This window comes from Janthinobacterium sp. SUN118 (assembly GCF_030397695.1).
Classification (GTDB): Bacteria; Pseudomonadota; Gammaproteobacteria; order Burkholderiales; family Burkholderiaceae_D; genus Janthinobacterium.
The window spans coordinates 36,610-58,412 of record NZ_JAPUBV010000003.1 but is presented as its reverse complement, the minus strand read 5'-3'; the positions used below and the strand labels follow the sequence as shown (position 1 = coordinate 58,412).

The following is a 21,803-nucleotide window of genomic DNA, read 5'->3' as shown; positions in this document are numbered from 1 at the left end:
TGTAAGCCAAAGTCCCCGGCCCTATTTCTGCGCCAGGAAGTCGAGCAAGGTCAGGGCAACGATCTTGCTGGCCTTGCGCAAGTCGTCCAGCGCCAGGCGCTCGTCGGCCTTCTTCGCATTCGATTCGGGCACCGTGCGCGGGCCGGCGCCATACAGCACGGCCGGTATGCCCCGCTCGCCATACAGGCGCGCATCCGCATACAGCGGCGTGCCGACGGCGGGAATGGTTTCGCCGAGAATGGCTTGCGCATTCCTTTGCAGGCTGCCCACCAGCTGCTCGGAGCCGGGCAAGGGACGTAGCGCATGCGACAGCAGCAGGCGGCGGATCTCGATGCGGATGCCCGGCTCGCCGCGCACGGCGTCTTCGATCAGCGCGCGCACCTGCGCCTCCACCGCCACCGGGTCTTCTTCCGGGATCATGCGGCGGTCCATCTTCATGACCACCTTGCCCGGCACCACATTGGTATTCGTGCCGCCGTCGATGCGTCCCACCAGCATGGTGGGCGAGTCGATGCCCGCCACCCTGGATTTGATCTTTTTCAGCTCCGGCAGCTGGCCATAAATGGCGTTGAGGATCTTGCTGGCCGCCTGCAGCGCGTCATGGCCCGTCTCCGGCATGGAACCGTGGCCGGCCTTGCCGTGCACGGTGATTTCCAGCTGCAGGCAGGCATTGTGCGCGGTGACGATGCCGTAGCTGAAACCGGCCGCGATGACGAAATCGGGCTTGGTCAGCTGCTGCTCCAGCAGCCAGCCCGGCCCCAGCAAGCCGCCGAATTCCTCGTCATACGTGAAGTGCAGTTCCAGCTGGCCCTGCAACGGGATACCCAGCGCCTCGAGCGCGCGCGCGGCAAACACATAGGTGGCGAAATCGCCCTTCGAGACGGCCGTCGCGCGGCCATACATATAGCCGCCGTCGATCTGCCCGCCATACGGCGGATACGTCCAGTTGTCGCCGGGCGGCACCACGTCGCCATGCGCATTCAGGGCCACGGTCGGACCGCCTGCCGCATACGGCCGGCGCACGATCAGGTTGGTGATGCTCTGCATGCCATACGCCTCGACCTGCTCCTGTGGGACCGCGTGTTTTTCCGCCTGCCAGCCATACGCCTGCAGCAGCTGCGCCACCAGTTCCGCGTGCGGCGCGTTGTTGCCGGGCGGCGTGTCCGTCGGCTGCTGCACCACCTTCTGCAAAAATGCGACTTCCTCGTCGAAGTGTTCGTCGATCCAGGCCGTGATCCGTTCCGCGTGCGTTGTCATTTTGCTCCTTGCATGGTCTGTTGCAGCCAGGCGCCCAATTCAGTGCGCTCGGCTTCCGTCATATTGGTCAGGTTCCCGATCGGCATGGCTTTCAGCTCGATGGCCTGCTTGTAGATCTGCGCCGCGTGCTGGCGGATTTCGCCTTCATTATCCAGCATCATGCCAGCCGGCGCCGTGGCGAAACCTGGCTGCGTGGGCTGGGCCGAATGGCAGGTGGCACAGCGCTGGGCGATGATGGCGTGCACGCTCCTGAACTGCGCGGCAGGATCCACCACCGGTGCCGCCGCCACGGCCACGGGCGCTTTCGGCGCGATGGCCACGGCCACGGCCAGCAACAGGGCCACGCCGATGGCCGGGTAGCGCCACTCGACCCGCCCCTTGTGGCGCAGGTTGAAGAAGTGGCGGATGAAGACGCCGGCCGCCATGATCAGCGCCAGCACCAGCCAGGCGTGATCGTTGCGGTAGGTCATCGCGTAGTGGTTGCTGATCATGATGAACAGCACAGGTAGCGTGAAATAATTGTTATGCACGCTGCGCTGCTTGGCTTTCAGGCCGTATTTGGGGTCGGGCAGCTTGCCGGCGGCCATGGCTTCGACCATCTTGCGCTGGCCGGGAATGATCAGCATCAGCACATTGGCCACCATGATGGTGCCGATCATGGCGCCCACGTGGATGTAGGCGGCGCGCCCGCTGAGCAGATGCGTGAGCACATACGCAGCGCCGACGATCAGCGCGAACACCGTCACGCCGAACCACAGCTCGTATTGCGCCAGCTTCGAACGGCACAGCAGGTCGTACACGGTCCAGCCGATGACGAGGGTGGCGATGCCGATGCCGACGGCCTGGCCGCTGCTGATGTCGGCCACGGCCTTGTCGATCATCATGGCCTGCGCATTGAAGTAATACGCGATGGTCAGCAGCGCAAAACCGGACAGCCAGGTGGAATACGCTTCCCACTTGAACCAGTGCAGTTCCTTCGGCAGTTCGGCGGGCGCCACCAGGTATTTTTGCGGATGATAAAAGCCGCCGCCGTGCACGGCCCACAGTTCGCCCGACACGCCCTTCTTCGCCAGCTCGGAGCCGGGCGCGGGCGGGCGGATCGAGTTGTCGAGCCAGACGAAATAAAAGGAAGCGCCGATCCAGGCGATGCCCGTGATGACGTGCAACCAGCGGACGATCAGGTTCAGCCATTCAAGGCCGTATGGGATCAGGTAAGCGAATACTTCCATAAATTTCCTCGAGTCAGACCGAACCAATATTCGTGCCAATCTACACAAGATAAACGGATTTGCCGCCCATCACATGAAAAATATCGTATATTTGACATATTCAATTCGATATACAACAGAGCCGCCGCCACATGTCCAGCCTGCCGCAACACCTCGACCTGCACCTGATCCGCATCCTCTATCTGCTGCTGGTGGAAAAGAATGTCTCGCGCGTGGCGCTCAAGCTCAATCAGCCGCAGCCGTCGATTTCCGCCTCCTTGCGCAAGCTGCGCGAATTGACGGGCGACCCGCTGCTCGTGCGCGGCGCGCGCGGCATGGTGCCCACGCAGCATGGCGAAAGCCTGCTCAACCCGGCCAAGCGCATCCTCGACCAGACGGAAAGCCTGTTCGTCAAGAAGACGCCGTTCGTGGCACAGGAAGAGGCGCGCACCTTCCATATCGCCGCGCCCGACTACCTGGACAGCCAGTTCCTGCCCAACGTGGTGGCCCTGCTGCGCCGCGGCTCGCCGAAAAGCCGCGTGGTGCTGCACAGCCTGGGGCCGGGCATCGACCATATCCGCCAGCTGTCCGATGGGGGGCTGGACCTGGTCATCGCCAACTGGGACGAGCCGCCCGCCCATCTGCACATCTCGAAGCTGTTCGAAGACCCGATCATCTGCGCCATGCATGCGGAAAACGCCTATGCGCGGCGCACGGCCAGCGACGCCATGACGCTGGACGACTATCTGAGCCTGCCCCACGTGGCGCCGTCGCAGATGATGCCGGGCTACCACGGCGTGATCGACTCCTTCCTGGAGCGCCAGAACCTGCAGCGCAACGTGGTGGTGGAATCGGCGTATTTCGGCCTGATTCCCTACATGCTGACGCAGACCGACCTGGTGCTCACCACGGGCCGGCAATTCATGCGCTTCTATGAAAAGACGCTGCCGCTGAAAACGTATACCGTGCCATTGAAATTCCCGCCCATGCGCTTTTACCAGCTGTGGCACCAGCGCGTGCACCAGGCGCCCGAGCACAAATGGCTGCGCGACCAGGTCAGCGCCGCGGCCAAGGCGCTGGTACAGCGATAGCTGCTATCAGCGCGCGCATATAATGGGCGCAGGACGGGGCGCTATCATCACCGCTTGCATGATCGGAAAACCATGACCACCCTTTCAAACCTGAACGCCAACAGCCACGCCGGCTTCATCGAGCAGCTGCACGGCATCTATGAACATTCACCCTGGATTGCCCAGCGGGCGGCCCCCGCCATGCCATTTTCCAGCCTGACGGCGTTGAAGACGGAATTGCAGCGCGTGCTGGCGCATGCCTCGCCAGAAGAGCAGCTTGGGCTGATACGCGCCCACCCTGAACTGGCCGGCAAGGCCGCCATCGCGGGACAGCTGACGGCGGAATCAACGCGCGAGCAGGCCAAGTCCGGCCTGAACCTGTGCAGTCCCGAGGAATTTTCCACGCTGCAGCGCCTCAATGGCGAATACAACGCCAAATTCGGTTTCCCCTTCATCCTGGCCGTCAAGGGCCCGACGGGCGAAGGCTTGACGCGCCAGGACATCATCGCCACGTTTGCGCGGCGCCTGAAGAACCGGCGCGCCGATGAACTGGCCGAATCGCTGCGGCAGATCAAGCGCATCGCCGAGCTGCGCCTGAACGACCTGTTCGACGTGCGCCTGGATTTCGGGCCGATCATCATGCAGCACGCCGAAACGCTGGCTGGCTGGAGCGACAGCGACTACAACCTGACCTGTGCCTACCTGACGCCGGCGCACCGGAAGACGGCCGCGCAGCTGGCCGAATGGATGGCGGAAGCGGGCATGCAGGTGCACATCGACGCCGTCGGCAATGTGGTCGGGCGCTATCTGTCCGACGTCCCCGGCGCGAAGACCCTGATGACGGGATCGCATTACGACACGGTGCGCAATGGCGGCAAGTACGATGGCCGCCTGGGTATCGTGCTGCCGATCGCCGTCGTGCGCCACCTGCACGAGCGGGGCGAGAAACTGCCGTACCATTTCGAGATCGTCGGCTTCGCCGAAGAGGAAGGCGTGCGCTTCAAGAGCACTTTCCTGGGCAGCACGGCCGTCACGGGCAAGTTCGATCTGTCGCTGCTCGATCAATGCGACACGGATGGCGTGAGCATGCGCGACGCGCTGGCCGCCGCCGGCCATGCGGCATCCGCCATCGGCGCCATCGCGCGCGATCCGGCCGACTTGCTCGGCTACGTGGAAGTGCATATCGAACAGGGCCCCGTGCTGCTCGAGCGCGACCTGCCGCTGGGGATCGTCACGGCGATCGCCGGCAGCTCGCGTTATCTGGTCAATCTGGGCGGCGTGGCCAGCCACGCGGGCACCACGCCCATGAACATGCGCAAGGATGCGGCCAGCGCCGCGGCCGAAATCATCCTGCTGGTGGAACGACGCTGCAGCCAGGGCGAAGCGCTGGTGGGCACCGTAGGCCAGCTGCAGGTGCCCAACGGCTCCGTCAACGTGATCGCCGGCGCCTGCACCCTGTCGCTCGATATCCGCGCCGCCGTCGATGCCGTGCGCCAGGCTGCCGTCGACGATATTCTGGACGGCATCGCCGCCATCTGCGCGCGGCGCCAGATCGACTACCAGCTGGAACTGCTGCTGTCGGCGCGTGCCGCGCCATGCGCGCCATGGCTGATGGCGCAGCTGGCGCAGGCCGTGGAATCGGTCGGCATCGAACCATATGCGCTATTGTCGGGCGCCGGCCACGACGCCATGGCCATGGCCGCCATCACGGACGTGGCCATGCTGTTTACCCGCTGCGGCAATGGCGGCATCAGCCACAACCCGCTGGAAAGCATGACGGCCGACGACGCCGACATCGCGGCGCGCGCGCTGCTGGCGTTTTTGCGCAACTTCCAGCCGAAGCCCTAAGGCTGGCCGGCGTGGCTAAACGGCCACGGCCCGCTCGAGCATCGCGTGCAGCAGCACGTTGCAGCCCGCTTCCAGGTGCTCGGGCTTGGCGTCCTCGATTTCATTATGGCTGATGCCATCCTTGCATGGCACGAAGATCATGCCGGCCGGCGCCAGGCGGGCCGCGTAGATGGCGTCGTGGCCGGCGCCCGAGACCACGTCCATCACGGAATAACCGAGTTTGGCGGTGGCGTTGCGCACGGCGCCCACGCAATCGGGATGAAACGGGCATGGCGGATAATAGGAGACTCTGTCCAGTGAAATACCCAGCCCCGTCCTGTCGCGCGTGGCGTCGATGAAGGCCGTGATTTCGCCGTGCATGGTGTTGAGCAGTTCGTCGTTCACATTGCGCAGGTCGATGCTGAATTTGACTTCGCCGGGGATCACGTTGCGGCTGTTCGGGAAGACCTGCACCATGCCCACCGTACCGCGCCCGTACGGCGGGTAGCGGTTGGCAATCGCCACCACTTCCTGCATGATGGTGGTGGCCACCTGCAGCGCGTCCTTGCGCAAGCCCATGGGAGTGGGGCCCGCATGGGCTTCCATGCCCGTCACCACGCAGTCGTACCACGACAGGCCCATCACGGCCGGCACCACGCCGATGACCTTGTCGGCGTCTTCCAGCACGGGGCCCTGCTCGATATGCGTCTCGAAGTAGGCGCCGATCGGATGGTCGCCCGGCACCTGCTCTCCCTTGTATCCGATGCGCGCCAGCTCCTCGCCCACCGTTTTTCCCTCCGTGTCCTTGGCTGCATATGCCGTCTCCAGCGAGAAAGCACCGCAAAATACGCCCGAGCCCATCATCACGGGCACGAAGCGCGAGCCTTCCTCGTTGGTCCAGAAGGCCACCTCGATCGGCGCCTGCGTCTTGATCTTCAGATCGTTCAGGGTGCGCACCACTTCCAGGCCCGCCAGCACGCCGTAATTGCCGTCAAACTTGCCGCCCGTGGGCTGCGTGTCGATATGGCTGCCCGTCATCACGGGCGGCAAGGTATTGTCCGTGCCGTCGCGGCGCATGAACACATTGCCGATCTGGTCGATGGTGATGCTCATGCCGGCCTCGCGGCCCCAGCCCACCACCAGATCGCGGCCCTGCTTGTCCAGGTCCGTCAGGGCCAGGCGCTTGACGCCGCCCTTCACTGTCGCGCCGATCCGCGCCAGTTCCATCAGCGCCGCCCACAATCGTTCGCCATTGATGCGTAGATCATCCATTGCTGTCTCCTGAGTTCATGCGGTGGTGGCGGAAAACGCCGAGCGCTCGATATAGCGCCCCGCGCCCTCGACGGCCGTCAGCTCGCCCTGGTGGAACACCATCTTGCCGGCGGCAATCGTGGTGCTGGGGATGCCGCGCACGGTGCGTCCTTCGAAGACGTTGAAGCCTCCCCTGGCGAATTGCGTGGCGGCGGAAATCGTGCGCGTGCCCTGCGGATCCCACAGCACGATGTCGGCGTCGCTGCCCACGGCAACGACGCCCTTGCGCGGATACATATTGAAGATCTGCGCCGCGTTCGTCGACGAGACCTTGACGAATTCGGACGGCGTCAGCATGCCGGAATTGACGCCCGCGTCCCACACCACGGCCATGCGCTCCTCGACGCCGCCGCAGCCGTTCGGGATGCGCGTGAAGTCCTGCCTGCCCGCCGCCTTCTGCTCGGCGCAAAAGGTGCAGTGGTCGGTCGCCGTCGTGTGCAGGTTGCCGCTTTGCAGGCCGTGCCACAGGGCCGATTGATGCTGCTTGCCGCGAAACGGCGGGCTCATGACATGGCCCGCCACGTAGTCGAAATCGTCGCTCTGGTAGACGCTGTCGTCGATCACCAGGTGGCCCGCCAGCGCTTCGCCATACACGCGCTGGCCATTCGCGCGCGCCCGCGTGATGGCGTCCAGCGATTCCGCGCACGAGACGTGCACGATGTACACGGGAGTATTCAAGACATTGGCGATCGCGATGGCGCGGTTGGCCGCCTCGGCTTCCACGGCCGGAGGGCGCGACAGCGGATGCGCCTGTGGTCCGGTAATCCCCTTCTTCAGCAAGGCTTGCTGCAACTGGAACACCAGCTCGCCGTTTTCCGCATGCACGGTAGGCAGCGCGCCCAGCTCCAGCGAGCGGGTAAAGCTTTTTACCAGGGTTTCATCGTCGGCCATGATGGCGTTCTTATACGCCATGAAGTGCTTGAAGCTGTTCACGCCATGCTCGCGCACGAGGATGCCCATCTCTTCATGTACCTGCTCGCTCCACCAGGTGATCGCCACGTGGAAGGTGTAGTCGCCGGCCGCCTTGGCCGACCACCCGCGCCACTGGTGATAGGCCTCGATCAGCGACTGCTTCGGCGCGGGAATGACGAAGTCCATGATGGTGGTGGTGCCGCCGGCCAGTCCCGCCGCCGTGCCCGTGTAAAAATCGTCGGATGTCACCGTCCCCATGAAGGGCAGGTTCATGTGCGTGTGCGTGTCTATCCCGCCCGGCATCACGTACTGGCCGCCCGCGTCGATCACGGTGGCGCCGGCCGGCACAGGCAGATTCTCGCCGACGGCGGCGATGGTATCGCCCTCGATGAGGACATCGGCGCGGAACGCGCGGTCGGCATTGACGACGGTACCGCCGCGTATGAGCATAGTCATGTTGCTGTCTCCTCGTTTAGCGGGTCAGGCGAGCGGCGCCTGTTGCAAATGCGCCGCCGTCTTGCCCTTCATCATGACGCCGTAGACGACTGCGGCGATGGCCACGCCCACGAACCAGGCGTAGGTATAGACGGTCTTGAAGCCTTCGGCCACGTCGGGAAACGCCGTGGGAAAGGCCGCGTTCAGAAAACCGGGAATATTCGGCAGCACGGCGATGACGAAGGCGATCAGGGCCGCCATGTTCCAGCCCTTGCCATACGAGTACACGCCATCGTCGCGGTACAGCTGCCTGACGTCGAGCTGCGTCTTGCGCACAAAATAATAGTCGACGATGAGGATGCCGGCGATGGGCCCCAGCAGGGCCGAGTAGCCGATCAGCCACGTGAAGATGTAGCCCTGCGTCGATTCGAGCACCTTCCACGGCATCATGACGATGGCGATGAAGGCCGTGATATAACCGCCCATCTTGTACGAAATCTGCTTCGGCGCCAGCGAGGAAAAGTCGTACGCCGGTCCCACCAGGTTGGCCGCCAGGTTGACGCTGACCGTGTCGATCAAGAGGATGATCAGGGCGATCAGCACGGCGGCACCCGTCATGCGGCTGGCCAGGTCGACGGGGTCCCAGATGGCCTTGCCGTACATGACGACGGAACCGGCCGTGACGATCACGGCCAGCATGGCGAGCAAGCCCATGGGCACTGGCAGGCCGATCGACTGGCCGATCACCTGGTCGCGCTGCGTCTTGGCGAAGCGCGTGAAGTCGGGAATGTTCAGCGCCAGGGTGGCCCAGAAGCCCACCATGGCAGTCAGCGATGGCCAGAAGACGCTCCAGAACTGGCCCGCCTTTTTACCGCCGGGGATGAATTGCGACGGCTGGTCCAGCAGGCTGGCCACGCCGCCTGCCTTGCTGTGCACCCAGTACAGCAGCACGAAGCAGATGAGGATTTTCAGCGGCGCCGTGTAGGTTTCAAGCTTGCGGATCGACTCCATGCCATGCAGGATGTAATAGAACTGGATGGCCCAGAAAGCCAGGAAACACAGCAGCTGGCTGCCGTTGATGCCCAGGCCCGCGATCTTCTCGCCGCCCAATTCATGCCCCACCAGCACGCCCATCAGGGTATAGATCATCTGGCCGCCGAACCAGGTCTGGATGCCGTACCAGCCGCAGGCGACGATGGCGCGCATCAGCGCCGGCAGCCGCGCGCCCATGGTGCCGAACGAGGCGCGCGCCAGCACCGCATACGGGATGCCGTACTTGGTGCCAGCATGGCCGATCAGCAGCATCGGCAGGAGCACGATGGCATTGGCGAGAAATACCGTGAGCACGGCCTGGTAGCCGGACATGCCGCTGTCGATCAGGCTGGCCGACAGGGTGTAGGCGGGAATGCACATCACCATGCCGACCCACAGCGCGGCGAAGTGATACCAGCGCCAGGTGCGCTGCGCCGCCGTGGTGGGCGCCAGGTCTTCATTCCAGAGTTGCGTGTTGCCTGAGTAGTCGTGGTTCACAGGGTTGCTCCATCGGTTAGACCGCTGGCGCGCGATGGCGCCAGGGATACGGCAATGTGGAAACGGCTGCAGCCTAGCTTACTGCAAAGATGGGCAACTGTTTACAAAATAAATATATGCAAAAACCGTGCCTTGGGTTTCCCTGGCCAGACGTCAGCCTCGCAACGACGAACAGAAGCGTAGCGAGCGGCAGCGAATTGTGGCCGGGAAGCGCAACCGTGCCGGAGCACGGTGAGCATCACAGGCCGCAAGGCGCGACGCGCAGTAGCTTATGTCAGGCCGTCACCAATGCCCGTGGATTCCTGGGATCCTGTGTCCAGTTCATGTACGGCTTGCCCGTGGTCTGCGGCACCATCGTGATGCAGCCCTGCACCGGACAGGTGATTTCGCACAGGTTGCAGCCCACGCATTCATCCTTGATGACTTCATAGCTGCGCGTGCCGGCGGCGTCGATCAGCTGAGCGATGGCCTGGTGCGACGTGTCTTCGCAGGCGACATAGCACTTGCCGCACTTGATGCAGTCGTCCTGGTTGATCTGCGCGATGACCTGGTAATTCATGTCCAGGTATTTCCAGTCCGTCGTGTTGGCCACGGCCTTGCCGGCAAAGTCGCTGATGCGTTCATAGCCCTTTTCATCCATCCAGCGCGACAGACCATCCTTCATCTCTTCGACGATGCGGAAGCCATGCAGCATGGCGGCCGTGCAGACCTGCACGCAGCCGGCGCCCAGGGCGATGAATTCGGCCGCGTCGCGCCAGTTGCCGATGCCGCCGATGCCGGAAATGGGCAAGCCGCGCGTCTGCGGATCGCGGGCGATTTCCGCCACCATGTTCAAGGCGATGGGTTTGACGGCCGCGCCGCAATAGCCGCCGTGCGTGCTGGCGCCGCCGACGATGGGCAAGGCCACCATGCGGTCCAGGTCCAGCGAGGTGATGGAATTGATGGTGTTGATCAGCGAGACGGCATCGGCGCCGCCCGCCTTGGCCGCGCGCGCCGGCATGCGCACGTCCGTGATGTTCGGCGTGAGCTTGACGATGACGGGCAGGCGGCTGTGCTTCTTGCACCAGGCGGTCACCATCTGCACGTATTCGGGCACCTGGCCCACGGCCGCGCCCATGCCCCGCTCCGGCATGCCGTGCGGGCAGCCGAAATTGAGTTCGATGCCGTCCGCACCCGTGGCCTCGACCTTGGGCAAAATGTCGGCCCAGTAGTGCTCCTCGCACGGCAGCATCAGCGAGACGACGATGGCGCGGTCCGGCCAGTCCTTTTTCACCTGCGTGATTTCGCGCAGGTTGATCTCCAGCGAGCGGTCGGTGATCAGCTCGATGTTGTTGAAACCGACCACTTCGCGGTTCTTGCCGTACAGGGCCGAGTAGCGCGACGAGACGTTGACGGCGGCCGGATCCTCACCCAGCGTCTTCCACACGACGCCGCCCCACCCGGCCTCGAAGGCGCGCACCACGTTGTAGGCCTTGTCGGTGGGTGGCGCGGACGCCAGCCAGAAGGGGTTCGGCGACTTGATGCCGCAAAATTCGATGCTGAGATCAGCCATTATGCAGCCTCCACTTTGGAAAGAAGATCGTGATGGATGGCCAGTGCGGCCAGCTTGCCATGCTGGACGGCCTGCACCGTCAAGTCCTGTCCCGGCGCCACGCAGTCGCCGCCCGCGTAAATTCCCGGCAGCACCGTGCGAAAACCCGCATCGACGGCGATCTTGTCGCCCTCGCGCTGCAACAGCGCTGCCATGGGGTCCTGCAGCACTTCGGTATCGAGGCTCTGGCCGATGGCCTTGAAGATGGCGTCGGCCGCCACGTCGAACGTTTCTCCCGTGCCCGTCAAACGCGCGCCCTGCATGCGCGTTTTCTCGAAGCACATGCCGGCCACATGGCCATGAGCATCGAGCAGCACCTGCTGCGGCTGGGCCCACGTCAGCATGCGCACCTGGTTGGCCTTGGCGATCTCCTGTTCGTGGTGGGTGGCCGTCATGGCGTCGAAGCCGCGCCGGTACACGAGGGTGACTTCCTCGGCGCCCAGGCGCTGGATTTGCACGGCCATGTCGATGGCCGTATTGCCGGCGCCAATCACGATGGCCCGCTTCGGCACGGGCAGCGCGGCCAGGTCGTCCGCCTGGCGCAGCGCGGCGATGTAGTCGACGGCGGCCAGCAAGCCGGGGGCATCCTCGCCCGTCAGGCCCAGCTTGCGGCTGGCACCCAGGCCCAGGCCGAGGAAGACGGCGTCATACTGCGCATGCAGCTCGCGCAGGTGTACGTGCTCGCCCAGCGCCTGGCGACATCGGATGGCGATGCCGCCTATGCCCAGCAGGAAGTCGACTTCCTTCTGCGCGAAATCGTCCGTCAGCTTGTACTTGGCGATGCCGTATTCATTCAAGCCACCGGCCTTGCCGTCCTTTTCAAAGATCACCACGTCGTGGCCCAGCATGGCCAGGCGGTGCGCGCACGACAGGCCGGCCGGACCCGCGCCGACGACGGCGATGGTCTTGCCCGTGGCAGGCGCCCGCCTGAACGGGTGCTGCGCAAAATGCATGTGATCGACGGCGTAGCGCTGCAGCAGGCCGATTTTGACGGGCTGGCCTTCCGCGTCGTGGTTGCGCACGCAGACGTCCTCGCACAGGATTTCCGTCGGGCAGACCCTGGCGCAGCTGCCGCCCAGGATATTCTGCTTCAGGATGCCGGCGGCGGCGCCATTGATGTTCCTGTCGTGGATATTGCGGATGAAGCTGGCCACGTCGATTTCCGACGGACAGATGCGGCTGCACGGCGCGTCGTAGCAATACAGGCAGCGCGCGCTTTCGATGGCTGCCTGGCGCGCCGTCAACGGTGGCGCCAGGTCCGTGAAATGGCCCGCCAGTTCCTCGTTGGGCAGGCTCGGATGCGGCAAATAGTTCAGGGACTCGATCATCGCGTTTTCCTTCTCTTATCCTGCGGTGGATTTGTAGTGTGAAACCATCACTTCATCTGGGGAAAAGCAAATTCCACACCAGCGCTGGCCGTGTTGGGCCAGCGCTGCATCACGGCCTTGTGACGCGTATAGAAACGCACGCCTTCGGGGCCATAGGCGTGATGGTCGCCGAACATGCTGCGCTTCCAGCCGCCGAAGCTGTTGAAGGCCATCGGCACGGGCAGCGGTACGTTGACGCCCACCATGCCGACCTGGATCTGGCGCACGAATTCGCGCGCCACGCCGCCGTCGCGCGTGTAGATGGCCACGCCGTTGCCGTACTCGTTGGCGTTGATCAGCTCCACCGCATGCACCACGTCAGGACACCGGAGCACGCACAGCACGGGGCCGAAAATTTCTTCCTTGTAGATGCTCATGTCGCGCGTTACATGGTCGAACAGCGTGCCGCCGACGAAGAAGCCGTTCTCGCGGCCCGGCACCACATGATTGCGCCCATCGACGACGAGGGTCGCGCCCTGCTCCACGCCGGAGGCGATCAGCTTTTCGATGCGCTGCTTGGCGGCCAGCGATACGACAGGCCCCATTTCGGCTCCCTCTGCCATGCCGTCGCGCACTTTCAGTGCGGCCGTGCGCGTTGCCAGTGCATCGATCAACTTGTCGCCCGCGTCGCCCACGGCCACGACGACGGAGATGGCCATGCAGCGTTCGCCCGCCGAACCGTAGGCGGCGCCGATCAGGGCGTCGACCGTCATGTCCATGTCGGCGTCGGGCATCACCACCATGTGGTTCTTCGCGCCGCCCAGCGCCTGCACGCGCTTGCCGCTGGCGCTGCCGCGCGCATAGATATATTCGGCGATCGGCGTCGAGCCCACAAAGCTGATCGCCTGCACCACGGGATGGTCGAGCAAGGCGTCGACCGTGACCTTGTCACCCTGCACCACGTTGAAGACGCCGTCGGGCAAGCCTGCCTGCTTGAGCAGCTGCGCATGCAGCAGGGACGCGGACGGGTCGCGCTCGGACGGTTTCAGGACAAAGGTATTGCCGCAGGCGATGGCGACGGGGAACATCCACATCGGGACCATCACGGGAAAGTTGAATGGCGTGATGCCTGCCACCACGCCCAGCGCCTGGCGCATGGACCAGGCGTCGATGCCGCGCGAAATCTGGTCCGTAAATTCGCCTTTCAGCAGCTGCGGTATGCCGACGGCAAACTCCACCATCTCGATGCCGCGCGCCACCTCGCCCTGCGCATCGGCAAAGGTCTTGCCATGCTCGCGCGTGAGCATGGCGGCAAATTCGTCCGTGTGCTGCTGGCACAGCTGCAGATAGCGAAACAGGACGCGGGCGCGCGTCAGCGGCGGCGTGGCCGACCACGAGGGGAAGGCGGCGGCCGCCGCCTGCACGGCAGCGTCGACATCGTCGCTGGTGCCCAGCGCCACCCTGGCCACGGGCAGGCCCAGTGCGGGGTTGTAGACGTCGCCATAGCGGCCGCTGGCGGTGTCGACTTTGGCGCCATTGATGTAGTGGGTGATGGTGTCGAGATTGGTCATTGGTTTTTCCATTTTTTTAAACCCAGAGGCAAAGACTGGGGTCGGACGGGGACGCCGAGTCCCTGAGGGTCTGACCCCGGGTGTTGTTTGGGGCCGCCGTTTAGTCCAGGTTTTTCAGCACCGTCGCCAGCTTGCCGAACAGCTCGTCGACGTGCTGTTTTTCCAGTACCAGCGGCGGCGACAGGGCGATGATGTCGCCGGTGGTGCGTATCAGCACGCCGTCGGCGAACGCCTGCTTGAAGGCGTTGAAGGCGCGCGTGCCCGGTTTGCCCGCGATGGGATCGAGCTCGATGCCGGCGATCAGGCCGATGCTGCGCAAGTCGATCACATGCGGCAAGCCCTTGAGCGAATGCACGGCATCGCCCCAGTAGGCCTGCATGCTTTTCGCATGGCCGAGGATGTCCTGCTCCTCGAATACCTGCAAGGTGGCCAGCGAGGCGGCGCAGGCCAGCGGGTGGCCCGAGTACGTGTAGCCGTGGAACAGTTCGATGCCTGCCGGCGCATCCATGAAGGCGTCGTGGATGTATTTTTTGCTGAAGACGGCGCCCATCGGCACCATGCCGTTGGTCAGGCCCTTGGCCGTCGTCATCAGGTCAGGCTCGACGTCGAAATAATCGGCGGCGAACGGCGTCGTCATGCGGCCAAAACCCGTGATGACTTCATCGAAGATGAGCAGGATGCCGTGCTTGGTGCACAGCTCGCGCAAGCGCTTCAGATAGCCTTTCGGCGGGATCAGCACACCCGTGGAACCGGCCACCGGTTCGACGATGACGGCGGCAATCGTCGAGGCGTCGTGCAGCGCGACGATGCGTTCGAGTTCGTCGGCCAGGTGCGTGCCGTATTCGGGTTCGCCGCGCGTGTACGCGTTCTGCTCCAGGTTATGCGTGTGCGGCAGGTGGTCCACCCCGGGCAGCAAGGGGCCGAAGGTCTTGCGGTTGCCGCCGATGCCGCCCACGGAGATGCCGCCAAAGCCCACGCCGTGATAGCCGCGCTCGCGGCCGATCAGGCGCGTGCGTGCGCCCTCGCCGCGCGCCCGGTGGTAGGCCAGCGCGATCTTCAGGGCCGTGTCCACGGCTTCGGAACCGGAGTTGGTATAGAAGACGTGGCCAAATTTATGCCCCGTGTAGTCCATCAGTTTTTCCGCCAGGTCGAAGGCGGCCGGATGGCCCATCTGGAAAGTGGGAGCGAAGTCGAGCTGGCCCACCATTTCGCGGATGGCGCCGACGATTTTCGGCTGTGCATGGCCGCAGGGCACGCACCACAGGCCGGCCGTGCCATCGAGGATGCTGTTGCCGTCGACATCCTTGTAATGCATGCCTTCGGCCGAGACGAGCAGGCGCGGATGGGACTTGAAGTCGCGGTTGTTGGTAAACGGCATCCAGAATGCCGACATCGATTCCGGCCTTGTTTCGTTCATGACCTTCTCCTTGGAATGGGCTGCCGCGGCGCCAAGATCGTTTTTGACGAAGCGCAAAATAATTTACCAGTTGGCAAAAAGCTGATGTAATAATAGACAGGCCATCCCATCTGGCACAGATACACAAACGGCAAAGTATCCCAACCGTACAGGTCGGAAAACCACTACAGTTTTGTGCAAGGCAGCATAAGGAGCCACCGGTGACGCACAACGTGAAGCAGGACGAGGGCGAAGGTAACGCCAGCGGCTGGCCCGTGCTGGAGATCGGCCGCCACAAGAAGGGCGGCCTGGTCGAGCAGATCGTCATCGCCATCAGCGTCATGGTGGGTAGCCGCGCCCTGCGCATCGGCACCAAAATGCCGTCCGTGCGCCAGTTCGCCAAGTGCAATGGCGTGTCCACCTTCACCGTCGTCGAATCGTATGACCGCCTGGTCAACCTGGGCCTGCTGTCGTCGCGGCGCGGTTCCGGCTATTTCGTCGCGCGCCACGACATCGCCGCCTCGCCGCAGGGGGCCCTCATTGCCAGCACCCTTGCGAGCCCCACCGCCATCGACGCCCTCACGCCGGATCTGTATTCGGGCGTGTCGGAAGCGCTGCCCGTGGGCGCCGGCTGGCTGCCGCCCGAGATGTATGGCGAGGCGACCGTGCTCGATGCCGTGCGCCAGGCCATGCGCATTCCCGCCAGCCGGCTGCGCGGCTATGGCCATCCGCTCGGTTTTCCCTCGCTGCGCCAGCACCTGGCCGCCACCTTGTCCGAAGACCTGTTCCAGGTGGAGGCGGACCAGGTCTTGCTCACGCATGGCGCCACCCACGCCTTCGACTTGATCCTGCGCAGCCTGACCAAGCCGGGCGACACGGTGCTGGTGGAAGATCCCGGCTACAGCAATCTGCAGTCGCTGATCCGCCACCACGGCTGCATCCCCGTGGGCATTGCGCGCGGCGAGGCGGGGCTGGACCTCGATGCGCTGGCCGCGGAAGCGGCCCGCACGCAGCCCAAGCTGATGTTCGTCAATACGGTGCTGCAAAATCCGCTGGGTACCTCGCTGAGCCAGGCGCAGGCGCACCGCCTGCTGGCGCTGGCCGAGCAATTCGATTTCTGGCTGGTGGAGGACGATATCTACCGCGAACTGGCGGCGCGCGGCGAAGCGTCGCTGGCGGCCATGGACGGCTTGCGCCGCGTGATCCGCGTGGGCAGTTTTTCCAAGACCCTGTCGCCCGTGCTGCGCGTCGGCTCCATCTGCGCCTCGCCGTCGCTGGTCGCCGAACTGGTGCGCGTCAAAATGCTGACCGGCCTGACAACGTCGGAAATCAACGAGCGCGCCGCCTACCACGCCGTTTCCGCGCGGCCCTACAAGCGCATGGTGGAACGGCTGGTGGCGCAACTCGATGCGGCCCGCGAGCGCAGCATCGATTGCCTGGCGCAGGCCGGCATGGCGCCCGTGGCGCGCCCGCGTGGCGGCATGTTCGTCAGCGCCGGCTGGCCCGACATCCAGACGCCGGAATGGAATGGCAAGGTCGTCGCCGACCAGGCCCTGAAGGCGGGCATCCTGCTGTCGCCCAATGAATTTTTCATGCTGCGCGCGCCCGAGACCGTGTGGTTCCGTTTCAACGTGGCCTACACGGACACGCCCGTGCTGCTGGCATTCCTGCAATCGATCCGCCCCCGCTAGAGAGTTCCCATGGCCAGCGATAAATCCCCTGCCCTCCCTGTGAAGAATGCCGGTGGCCGGCGCCTGCAAAACCGCGACCGCCTGGAGGCGGACATCCTGGAACAGGCCGTGCGCGTGTTCGCCGAGAGCGGCTACGAAGGCGCATCGATCGCCGCCATCGCCGAGCGGGCCGGCATGTCGAAGCAAAACCTCATGTATTACTTCCCCTCCAAGCAGCAGCTGTACCAGCGCGTGCTCGACGACGTGCTCGACGACTGGCTGGCGCGCATGGACAGCCTGGCCAGCGCCGGCGACCAGGCGGCGCCGCAGGACATGCTGCGCGCCTACATCGGCGCCAAGCTGCGTTTTTCGCGCGAACAGCCGTGGGCGTCGCGCGTATATGCGCTCGAAGTGATCAATGGCGCGCCCCTGTACGGCGCGCAGATACGCGAACGCGTCGTGCCCCTGCTGCGCAAGGATATCGGCATCTTCGAGGAATGGATCGCGGCCGGCAGGATCGCGCCCGTGAATGCCACGCACCTGATGTTCACGATCTGGGCCATGACCCAGTCCTATGCGGATTTTTCGGCGCAGATGACGCTGGTGCTCGAGCGCAAGCAGCTCAGCCGCAAGGACTACGATGACGCCGAGCAACTGATCGTGCAGATGGTGCTGGCGGCCATCGCCCTGCCTGCCGCGCAGCCCCTCCCGTGATGAAATTTCCAAGAAACAAACTTCCAGTGATAGCATGGCGCGCTGGAGCTTTTGCGATATTTCACGGGATAAGGAACAGGCATGACACATTGGTTATCGGCGCGCGGCGCCTCATTGCTGGGCAAGACGGCCTGCGCGGCGCTGCTGGCACTGGCCTCAGGGGCGCAGGCGCAGACATTTGGCATGATCGAGAACCAGCCGCTGAGCGAGACGTGGCTCAATGCGGGCTTTTATTCGTACCATTTTCAGCGCGACAAGAATCTGAACGACAGCAACCCCGGCCTGGGCGCCGAATACCGCTTTTCCACCGTGGCTTCGGCCACGGCCGGACGCTTCTACAATAGCGACCGCGCCTACTCGAACTACCTGGGCGTGTACTACCAGCCCATCAAGATGGGCCCGTTCCGTGTCGGCGCCGTCGTCGGCGGCTTCAGCGGCTATCCGAAGATGCGCGATGGCGGCTGGTTCCCGGCCCTGGTCCCCACCATCAGCTATGAATACCAGCGCGTGGGCGTGAATATCGCCATCGTGCCTTCCTACAAGGACCGCTTGTACGGCGCGCTCAGCTTCCAGCTGAAACTGAAGGTATTCGAATAGCCGTCTGTCCCTGCCTGTCGCCGTTCGCGCCGCCATTCCTGCCATTCATCGCATGCGCGATGACCGCCAGCGGCGTTTTGCCTATAGTGGTTTCATCGCCAGCATGCATACGGCAGCGGCAACCACGACGACAGGAGAACAGCATGAAAGACATCAATTCGGCACCGGGCAGCACTTCCTTCAGCGCGTTCTGGAACGAACTGTGCGCCTATGTGCGCCAGGGCATGGCCGCCCTGCGCGCCATGCCCTGGCCCATGCTGCTGGCGTGCTGCCTGGGCCTGGCGTTCCTGATCACCATCTTGCCGCTGGCCATCATGTTGTTTGCCCTCGTCATGCTGCTGAGATGGGCAAGCAACAGCGACGACACGGGCGCGGAGACGAAGGTGGCCGGCTCGCAGCAGTCGCCACAATAAAAGTTCGTGGCGGCAGAGGTGCCGCATGGCATTTGTGGCACTATATGGGCGCCGCACTGACGGGTATCAATGACCATCCCGATGGATGGCCGGGATACCGAACGCCGCGTGCGCGGGACGATCCAAACTACTCCCCATCTGCCATAGGAGTTTTCCGATGACCACGACAGCAAAAGCCACAGCCTGCACCACCATTCCCTGTCTGCGCTACAACGATGCCCCGGCCGCCATCGAATGGCTGTGCACGGCGCTCGGTTTTGAAAAACAATTGATCGTGCCGGACGGTAACGGTGGCGTCGCCCATGCGCAACTGAGCTTTGGCCATGGCATGGTCATGGTGGCGCCCGCCATCGCCAGCGACTACGGCCGCCTGATGAAGCTGCCCGGCGAAGTCGGCGGCGCCAATACGCAAAGCTGCTACCTGGTCGTCAGCGACGCCGACGCCGTCTACCGCAGCGCGCGCGAGGCCGGCGCCGACATCGTGCTCGACATCAAGGATGAAGATTACGGCGGACGTGGCTTTACCTGCCGCGACCCGGAAGGCCACATCTGGAGCCTGGGCACCTACGACCCATGGTGAAACGGAGAACAATGATCATCAGTACCATCGCCGCCGCCAGCCTTCTGGTCGGCGGCTTCCTGTCCGCCCCCGGACTGGTCGACCGGCAAATGAACCAGGTCTACCCCTATTCCGCCAAGGCGCCGTCGCGCGACACCCTGGCCCTGCACCAGCGCTTGTGGATCGCCGACCTGCATGCGGACAGCCTGCTGTGGCAGCGCGACCTGAACCGCTCAGGCAAGCATGGCCATGTGGACTTCCCCCGCCTGCAACAAGGCAATGTCGCGCTGCAGGCGTTTTCCGTCGTCACCAAGACGCCGCGCAAGATGAATATCGAGCGCAACGGCAGCGACACGGACAACATCACGGCGCTGGTGGTGGCGCAGGGCTTGCCGCCAGCCACCTGGAACAGCCTGCTGGCGCGCGCCACCTACCAGGCCGACGAGCTGCGCCGGCTGGCCGGCAAGAGCGATGGCAGGGTCAGCGTCATCGGCAGCCGTGCCCAGCTGCGCAGCTTCATCGCGGCGCGCGAAAAAGATCCTGCCCTGCTGGCCGGCTGGCTGACGCTGGAAGGCGCGCATGCGCTCGAAGGCAAGCTGGACAACCTCGATACCCTGTACAAGGCGGGCTACCGCATGGCAGCGCCCACGCACTTCTTCGACACGGAATTATCGGGTTCCCAGCATGGCCTGAAAAAAGGCGGCTTGAAGCCGCTGGGCAGACAATGGCTGCGCGCCATGGAGCAGCGCAGGATGATCGTCGACCTGGCGCACGCCTCGCCGGCCACCATCGACGATGTCCTGGGCCTGGCGCAACGCCCCGTGATGGTCTCGCACACGGGCGTGCGCGGCACTTGCGCCAATGGGCGCAATCTCAGCGACGGCCAGTTGAAACGCATCGCCGCCCAGGGTGGGCTGGTGGGGATCGGTTTCTGGAATACGGCCGTCTGCGGCAAGGACGTGGCGGCGATCGCGCGCGCCATCAAGTACACGGTCAAGCTGATCGGCGCCGAACACGTGGCCTACGGCTCCGACTTCGATGGCGCCGTCACCACTGCCATCGACGCGGCCGGCCTGCCGCGATTGACGCAGGCGCTGCTGGATGCGGGCCTGTCCGAGGCCCAGATCCGCCGCATCGCCGGTGAAAACGTGCGCGACTTCCTGCTGAAAAACCTGCCCGACGATGACGCTTGACCGGCTGAACCGGCGCCTAGCCTAGCGCCGTGACCAGGGCCGGGTCCGCCACCTGGCGCGGCCGGATCCGGATCAGGCTGCGGTACAGGGGCGGCATGGCGCCGCACAGCGCCAGCAGCGCGTCTTCATCCATGGCCGGGCGCACGTACTGGAATTGCGCCGGATTACTCTCGGGTAGCGCCCCTTCCATGGTGGAGCCGTAGGCGCCCAGGGTCATGAAACTGGCGGCGCTGTCGTCCGGGCCGATGGCCAGCACGAAGGTGCCATGCTTGGGATGGCCCAGATAACTCTTGATTTCTTCCTGCAGCGCCGGTTCGGCGCCCGCCATCAATTCATAGCGCAGTTGCGCATACTGGCGCGTGCATTCCATGAATGGCGTGCGAATGAGGGAGCGTGCCAGCTGGCCCGGCATGCACAGCAGCAGGTTGCCGAAGGAGTCGAGCAAGGCGGCTGCGTCGCCCTGGCCGCCATCGCGCGCATCCTGTTCCATGGCCGCCTGCAGAAACGGCGCCAGGCCGGCGTCGGGCGCATGCGGCGTGCAGCGGTAAGTCAGCGCATCGGGATAGCGGCGGCGCAAGGCGCGCACCACCGGATGCTCGGCGGGCAAGGTGGCCGGATCGCGCCGTTGCCCGTCATCGCCGGCGTTCAGCAGCTGCATCACCTGCGCCGACGTCGACTCGAACACCAGCGAGCACAGGGCCTGCGTCGCCTCGTGGATGCTCTTGCCGATGAAAAAAGATCTGGGTGCGGCGCCGGACGGCGCGCGCGCATAGTCGGTGGCGCCGCGCACGGCCGGATAGCAGAAGCTGCGGCCAGCCTGCGCCTGCAGCGGCGCCGGCAAGGCCGTGAAACTGGCGGCGCCATCGTAATTGATGCCGGCCTTGACATCGGGCGCGGCGACCACCACGTTGAAACCGGCGGCCAGGATCGCCCCCGTGCACATGCAGCACGGGTCGAGCGAGGTGACGATGGTCAGCTCGCCGGGCGGCGGCAGGGGCGTGCCCTTGGCCCGTTCGGCGAAATACCAGTCCACCAGCTGGCGCTCGCCATGCGCGGTAGGATCGAACACGAGGCCCTGGCGCACGACGTTGTTGTGCATCGATTGCAGCACATTGCCGGCGCCATCGAGCAGCACGCCGCCCACGCCGAAGGTGCCCTGCGTCTTGGCTGCCAGGGCTTCGGCCGCGGCGATGGCCACGGCGGCCTGGATATCGATCGTCTTGTTCAAGCGGATGCCATTGC

General features: G+C 64.5%; 18 protein-coding genes. 8 read left to right on the top strand and 10 right to left on the bottom strand.

Features of this window, described 5'->3' with window-relative positions:
* Positions 1–21 precede the first annotated feature (21 nt).
* Both O0880_RS19400 and O0880_RS19395 read right to left on the bottom strand, forming a co-directional pair.
* Complete coding sequence (locus O0880_RS19400) at positions 22–1,257, bottom strand: M20/M25/M40 family metallo-hydrolase (RefSeq protein ID WP_289888211.1); 1,236 nt, start codon at positions 1,255–1,257, stop codon at positions 22–24.
* A complete protein-coding gene (locus O0880_RS19395) occupies positions 1,254–2,486 on the bottom strand; it encodes a urate hydroxylase PuuD (RefSeq protein WP_289888210.1) in 1,233 nt (410 codons plus the stop codon). The genes O0880_RS19400 and O0880_RS19395 overlap by 4 nt, the downstream gene beginning before the upstream one ends.
* A 131-nt stretch (positions 2,487–2,617) precedes the next feature.
* On the opposite strand from O0880_RS19395, the gene O0880_RS19390 reads away from it, so the two are divergent.
* Both O0880_RS19390 and O0880_RS19385 read left to right on the top strand, forming a co-directional pair.
* A complete protein-coding gene (locus tag O0880_RS19390; protein WP_034754583.1) occupies positions 2,618–3,556 on the top strand; it encodes a LysR family transcriptional regulator in 939 nt (312 codons plus the stop codon).
* A 72-nt stretch (positions 3,557–3,628) separates the two neighbouring features.
* A complete protein-coding gene (locus O0880_RS19385) occupies positions 3,629–5,383 on the top strand; it encodes an allantoate amidohydrolase (RefSeq protein ID WP_289888201.1) in 1,755 nt (584 codons plus the stop codon).
* 15 nt (positions 5,384–5,398) lie between these two features.
* On the opposite strand, the gene O0880_RS19380 is transcribed toward O0880_RS19385, so the two are convergent.
* From O0880_RS19380 to O0880_RS19350, 7 genes are all read right to left on the bottom strand, one after another.
* Positions 5,399–6,634 (bottom strand): Zn-dependent hydrolase, encoded by a 1,236-nt coding sequence (locus O0880_RS19380; protein ID WP_289888199.1) that lies wholly within the window; start codon positions 6,632–6,634, stop codon positions 5,399–5,401.
* Between the two features lie 15 nt (positions 6,635–6,649).
* Positions 6,650–8,041 (bottom strand): dihydropyrimidinase, encoded by a 1,392-nt coding sequence (hydA, locus tag O0880_RS19375; protein WP_289888197.1) that lies wholly within the window; start codon positions 8,039–8,041, stop codon positions 6,650–6,652.
* Between the two features lie 24 nt (positions 8,042–8,065).
* The gene (locus tag O0880_RS19370; protein ID WP_071325203.1) at positions 8,066–9,550 is read right to left on the bottom strand and encodes an NCS1 family nucleobase:cation symporter-1; all 1,485 of its coding nucleotides are present in this window, start codon (positions 9,548–9,550) and stop codon (positions 8,066–8,068) included.
* Positions 9,551–9,824: 274 nt separating this feature from the next.
* Positions 9,825–11,102, bottom strand: a complete 1,278-nt coding sequence (preA, locus tag O0880_RS19365) for an NAD-dependent dihydropyrimidine dehydrogenase subunit PreA (RefSeq protein WP_071325204.1) — start codon at positions 11,100–11,102, stop codon at positions 9,825–9,827.
* Positions 11,102–12,469, bottom strand: a complete 1,368-nt coding sequence (locus tag O0880_RS19360; RefSeq protein WP_289888191.1) for an NAD(P)-dependent oxidoreductase — start codon at positions 12,467–12,469, stop codon at positions 11,102–11,104. The genes preA and O0880_RS19360 overlap by 1 nt, the downstream gene beginning before the upstream one ends.
* Before the next feature lie 47 nt (positions 12,470–12,516).
* Positions 12,517–14,019 (bottom strand): CoA-acylating methylmalonate-semialdehyde dehydrogenase, encoded by a 1,503-nt coding sequence (locus O0880_RS19355; protein ID WP_289888190.1) that lies wholly within the window; start codon positions 14,017–14,019, stop codon positions 12,517–12,519.
* Between the two features lie 100 nt (positions 14,020–14,119).
* Positions 14,120–15,436: an aspartate aminotransferase family protein gene (locus O0880_RS19350; RefSeq protein ID WP_289888189.1), complete on the bottom strand. Its 1,317-nt coding sequence runs from the start codon at positions 15,434–15,436 to the stop codon at positions 14,120–14,122.
* Between the two features lie 200 nt (positions 15,437–15,636).
* Here O0880_RS19350 and O0880_RS19345 point away from each other — a divergent pair, with 200 nt between their 5' ends.
* From O0880_RS19345 to O0880_RS19320, 6 genes are all read left to right on the top strand, one after another.
* Positions 15,637–17,106 carry a PLP-dependent aminotransferase family protein gene (locus O0880_RS19345; protein WP_289888188.1) on the top strand — a complete coding sequence of 490 codons (1,470 nt, stop codon included), beginning with the start codon at positions 15,637–15,639 and terminating at the stop codon, positions 17,104–17,106.
* A gap of 9 nt (positions 17,107–17,115) precedes the next feature.
* Complete coding sequence (locus O0880_RS19340) at positions 17,116–17,799, top strand: TetR/AcrR family transcriptional regulator (protein ID WP_071325207.1); 684 nt, start codon at positions 17,116–17,118, stop codon at positions 17,797–17,799.
* Between the two features lie 81 nt (positions 17,800–17,880).
* Positions 17,881–18,396, top strand: coding sequence for a hypothetical protein (locus tag O0880_RS19335; RefSeq protein ID WP_289888187.1), 516 nt, complete (start codon positions 17,881–17,883; stop codon positions 18,394–18,396).
* A 143-nt stretch (positions 18,397–18,539) separates the two neighbouring features.
* Complete coding sequence (locus tag O0880_RS19330; RefSeq protein ID WP_289888186.1) at positions 18,540–18,809, top strand: hypothetical protein; 270 nt, start codon at positions 18,540–18,542, stop codon at positions 18,807–18,809.
* Positions 18,810–18,966: 157 nt separating this feature from the next.
* Positions 18,967–19,389 (top strand): VOC family protein, encoded by a 423-nt coding sequence (locus O0880_RS19325; protein WP_071325210.1) that lies wholly within the window; start codon positions 18,967–18,969, stop codon positions 19,387–19,389.
* Between the two features lie 11 nt (positions 19,390–19,400).
* A complete protein-coding gene (locus O0880_RS19320; RefSeq protein ID WP_289888185.1) occupies positions 19,401–20,561 on the top strand; it encodes a dipeptidase in 1,161 nt (386 codons plus the stop codon).
* A 16-nt stretch (positions 20,562–20,577) separates the two neighbouring features.
* Here O0880_RS19320 and O0880_RS19315 read toward each other — a convergent pair whose 3' ends face one another.
* Positions 20,578–21,795, bottom strand: coding sequence for a nucleoside deaminase (locus tag O0880_RS19315; RefSeq protein WP_289888718.1), 1,218 nt, complete (start codon positions 21,793–21,795; stop codon positions 20,578–20,580).
* Positions 21,796–21,803: the final 8 nt, after the last annotated feature.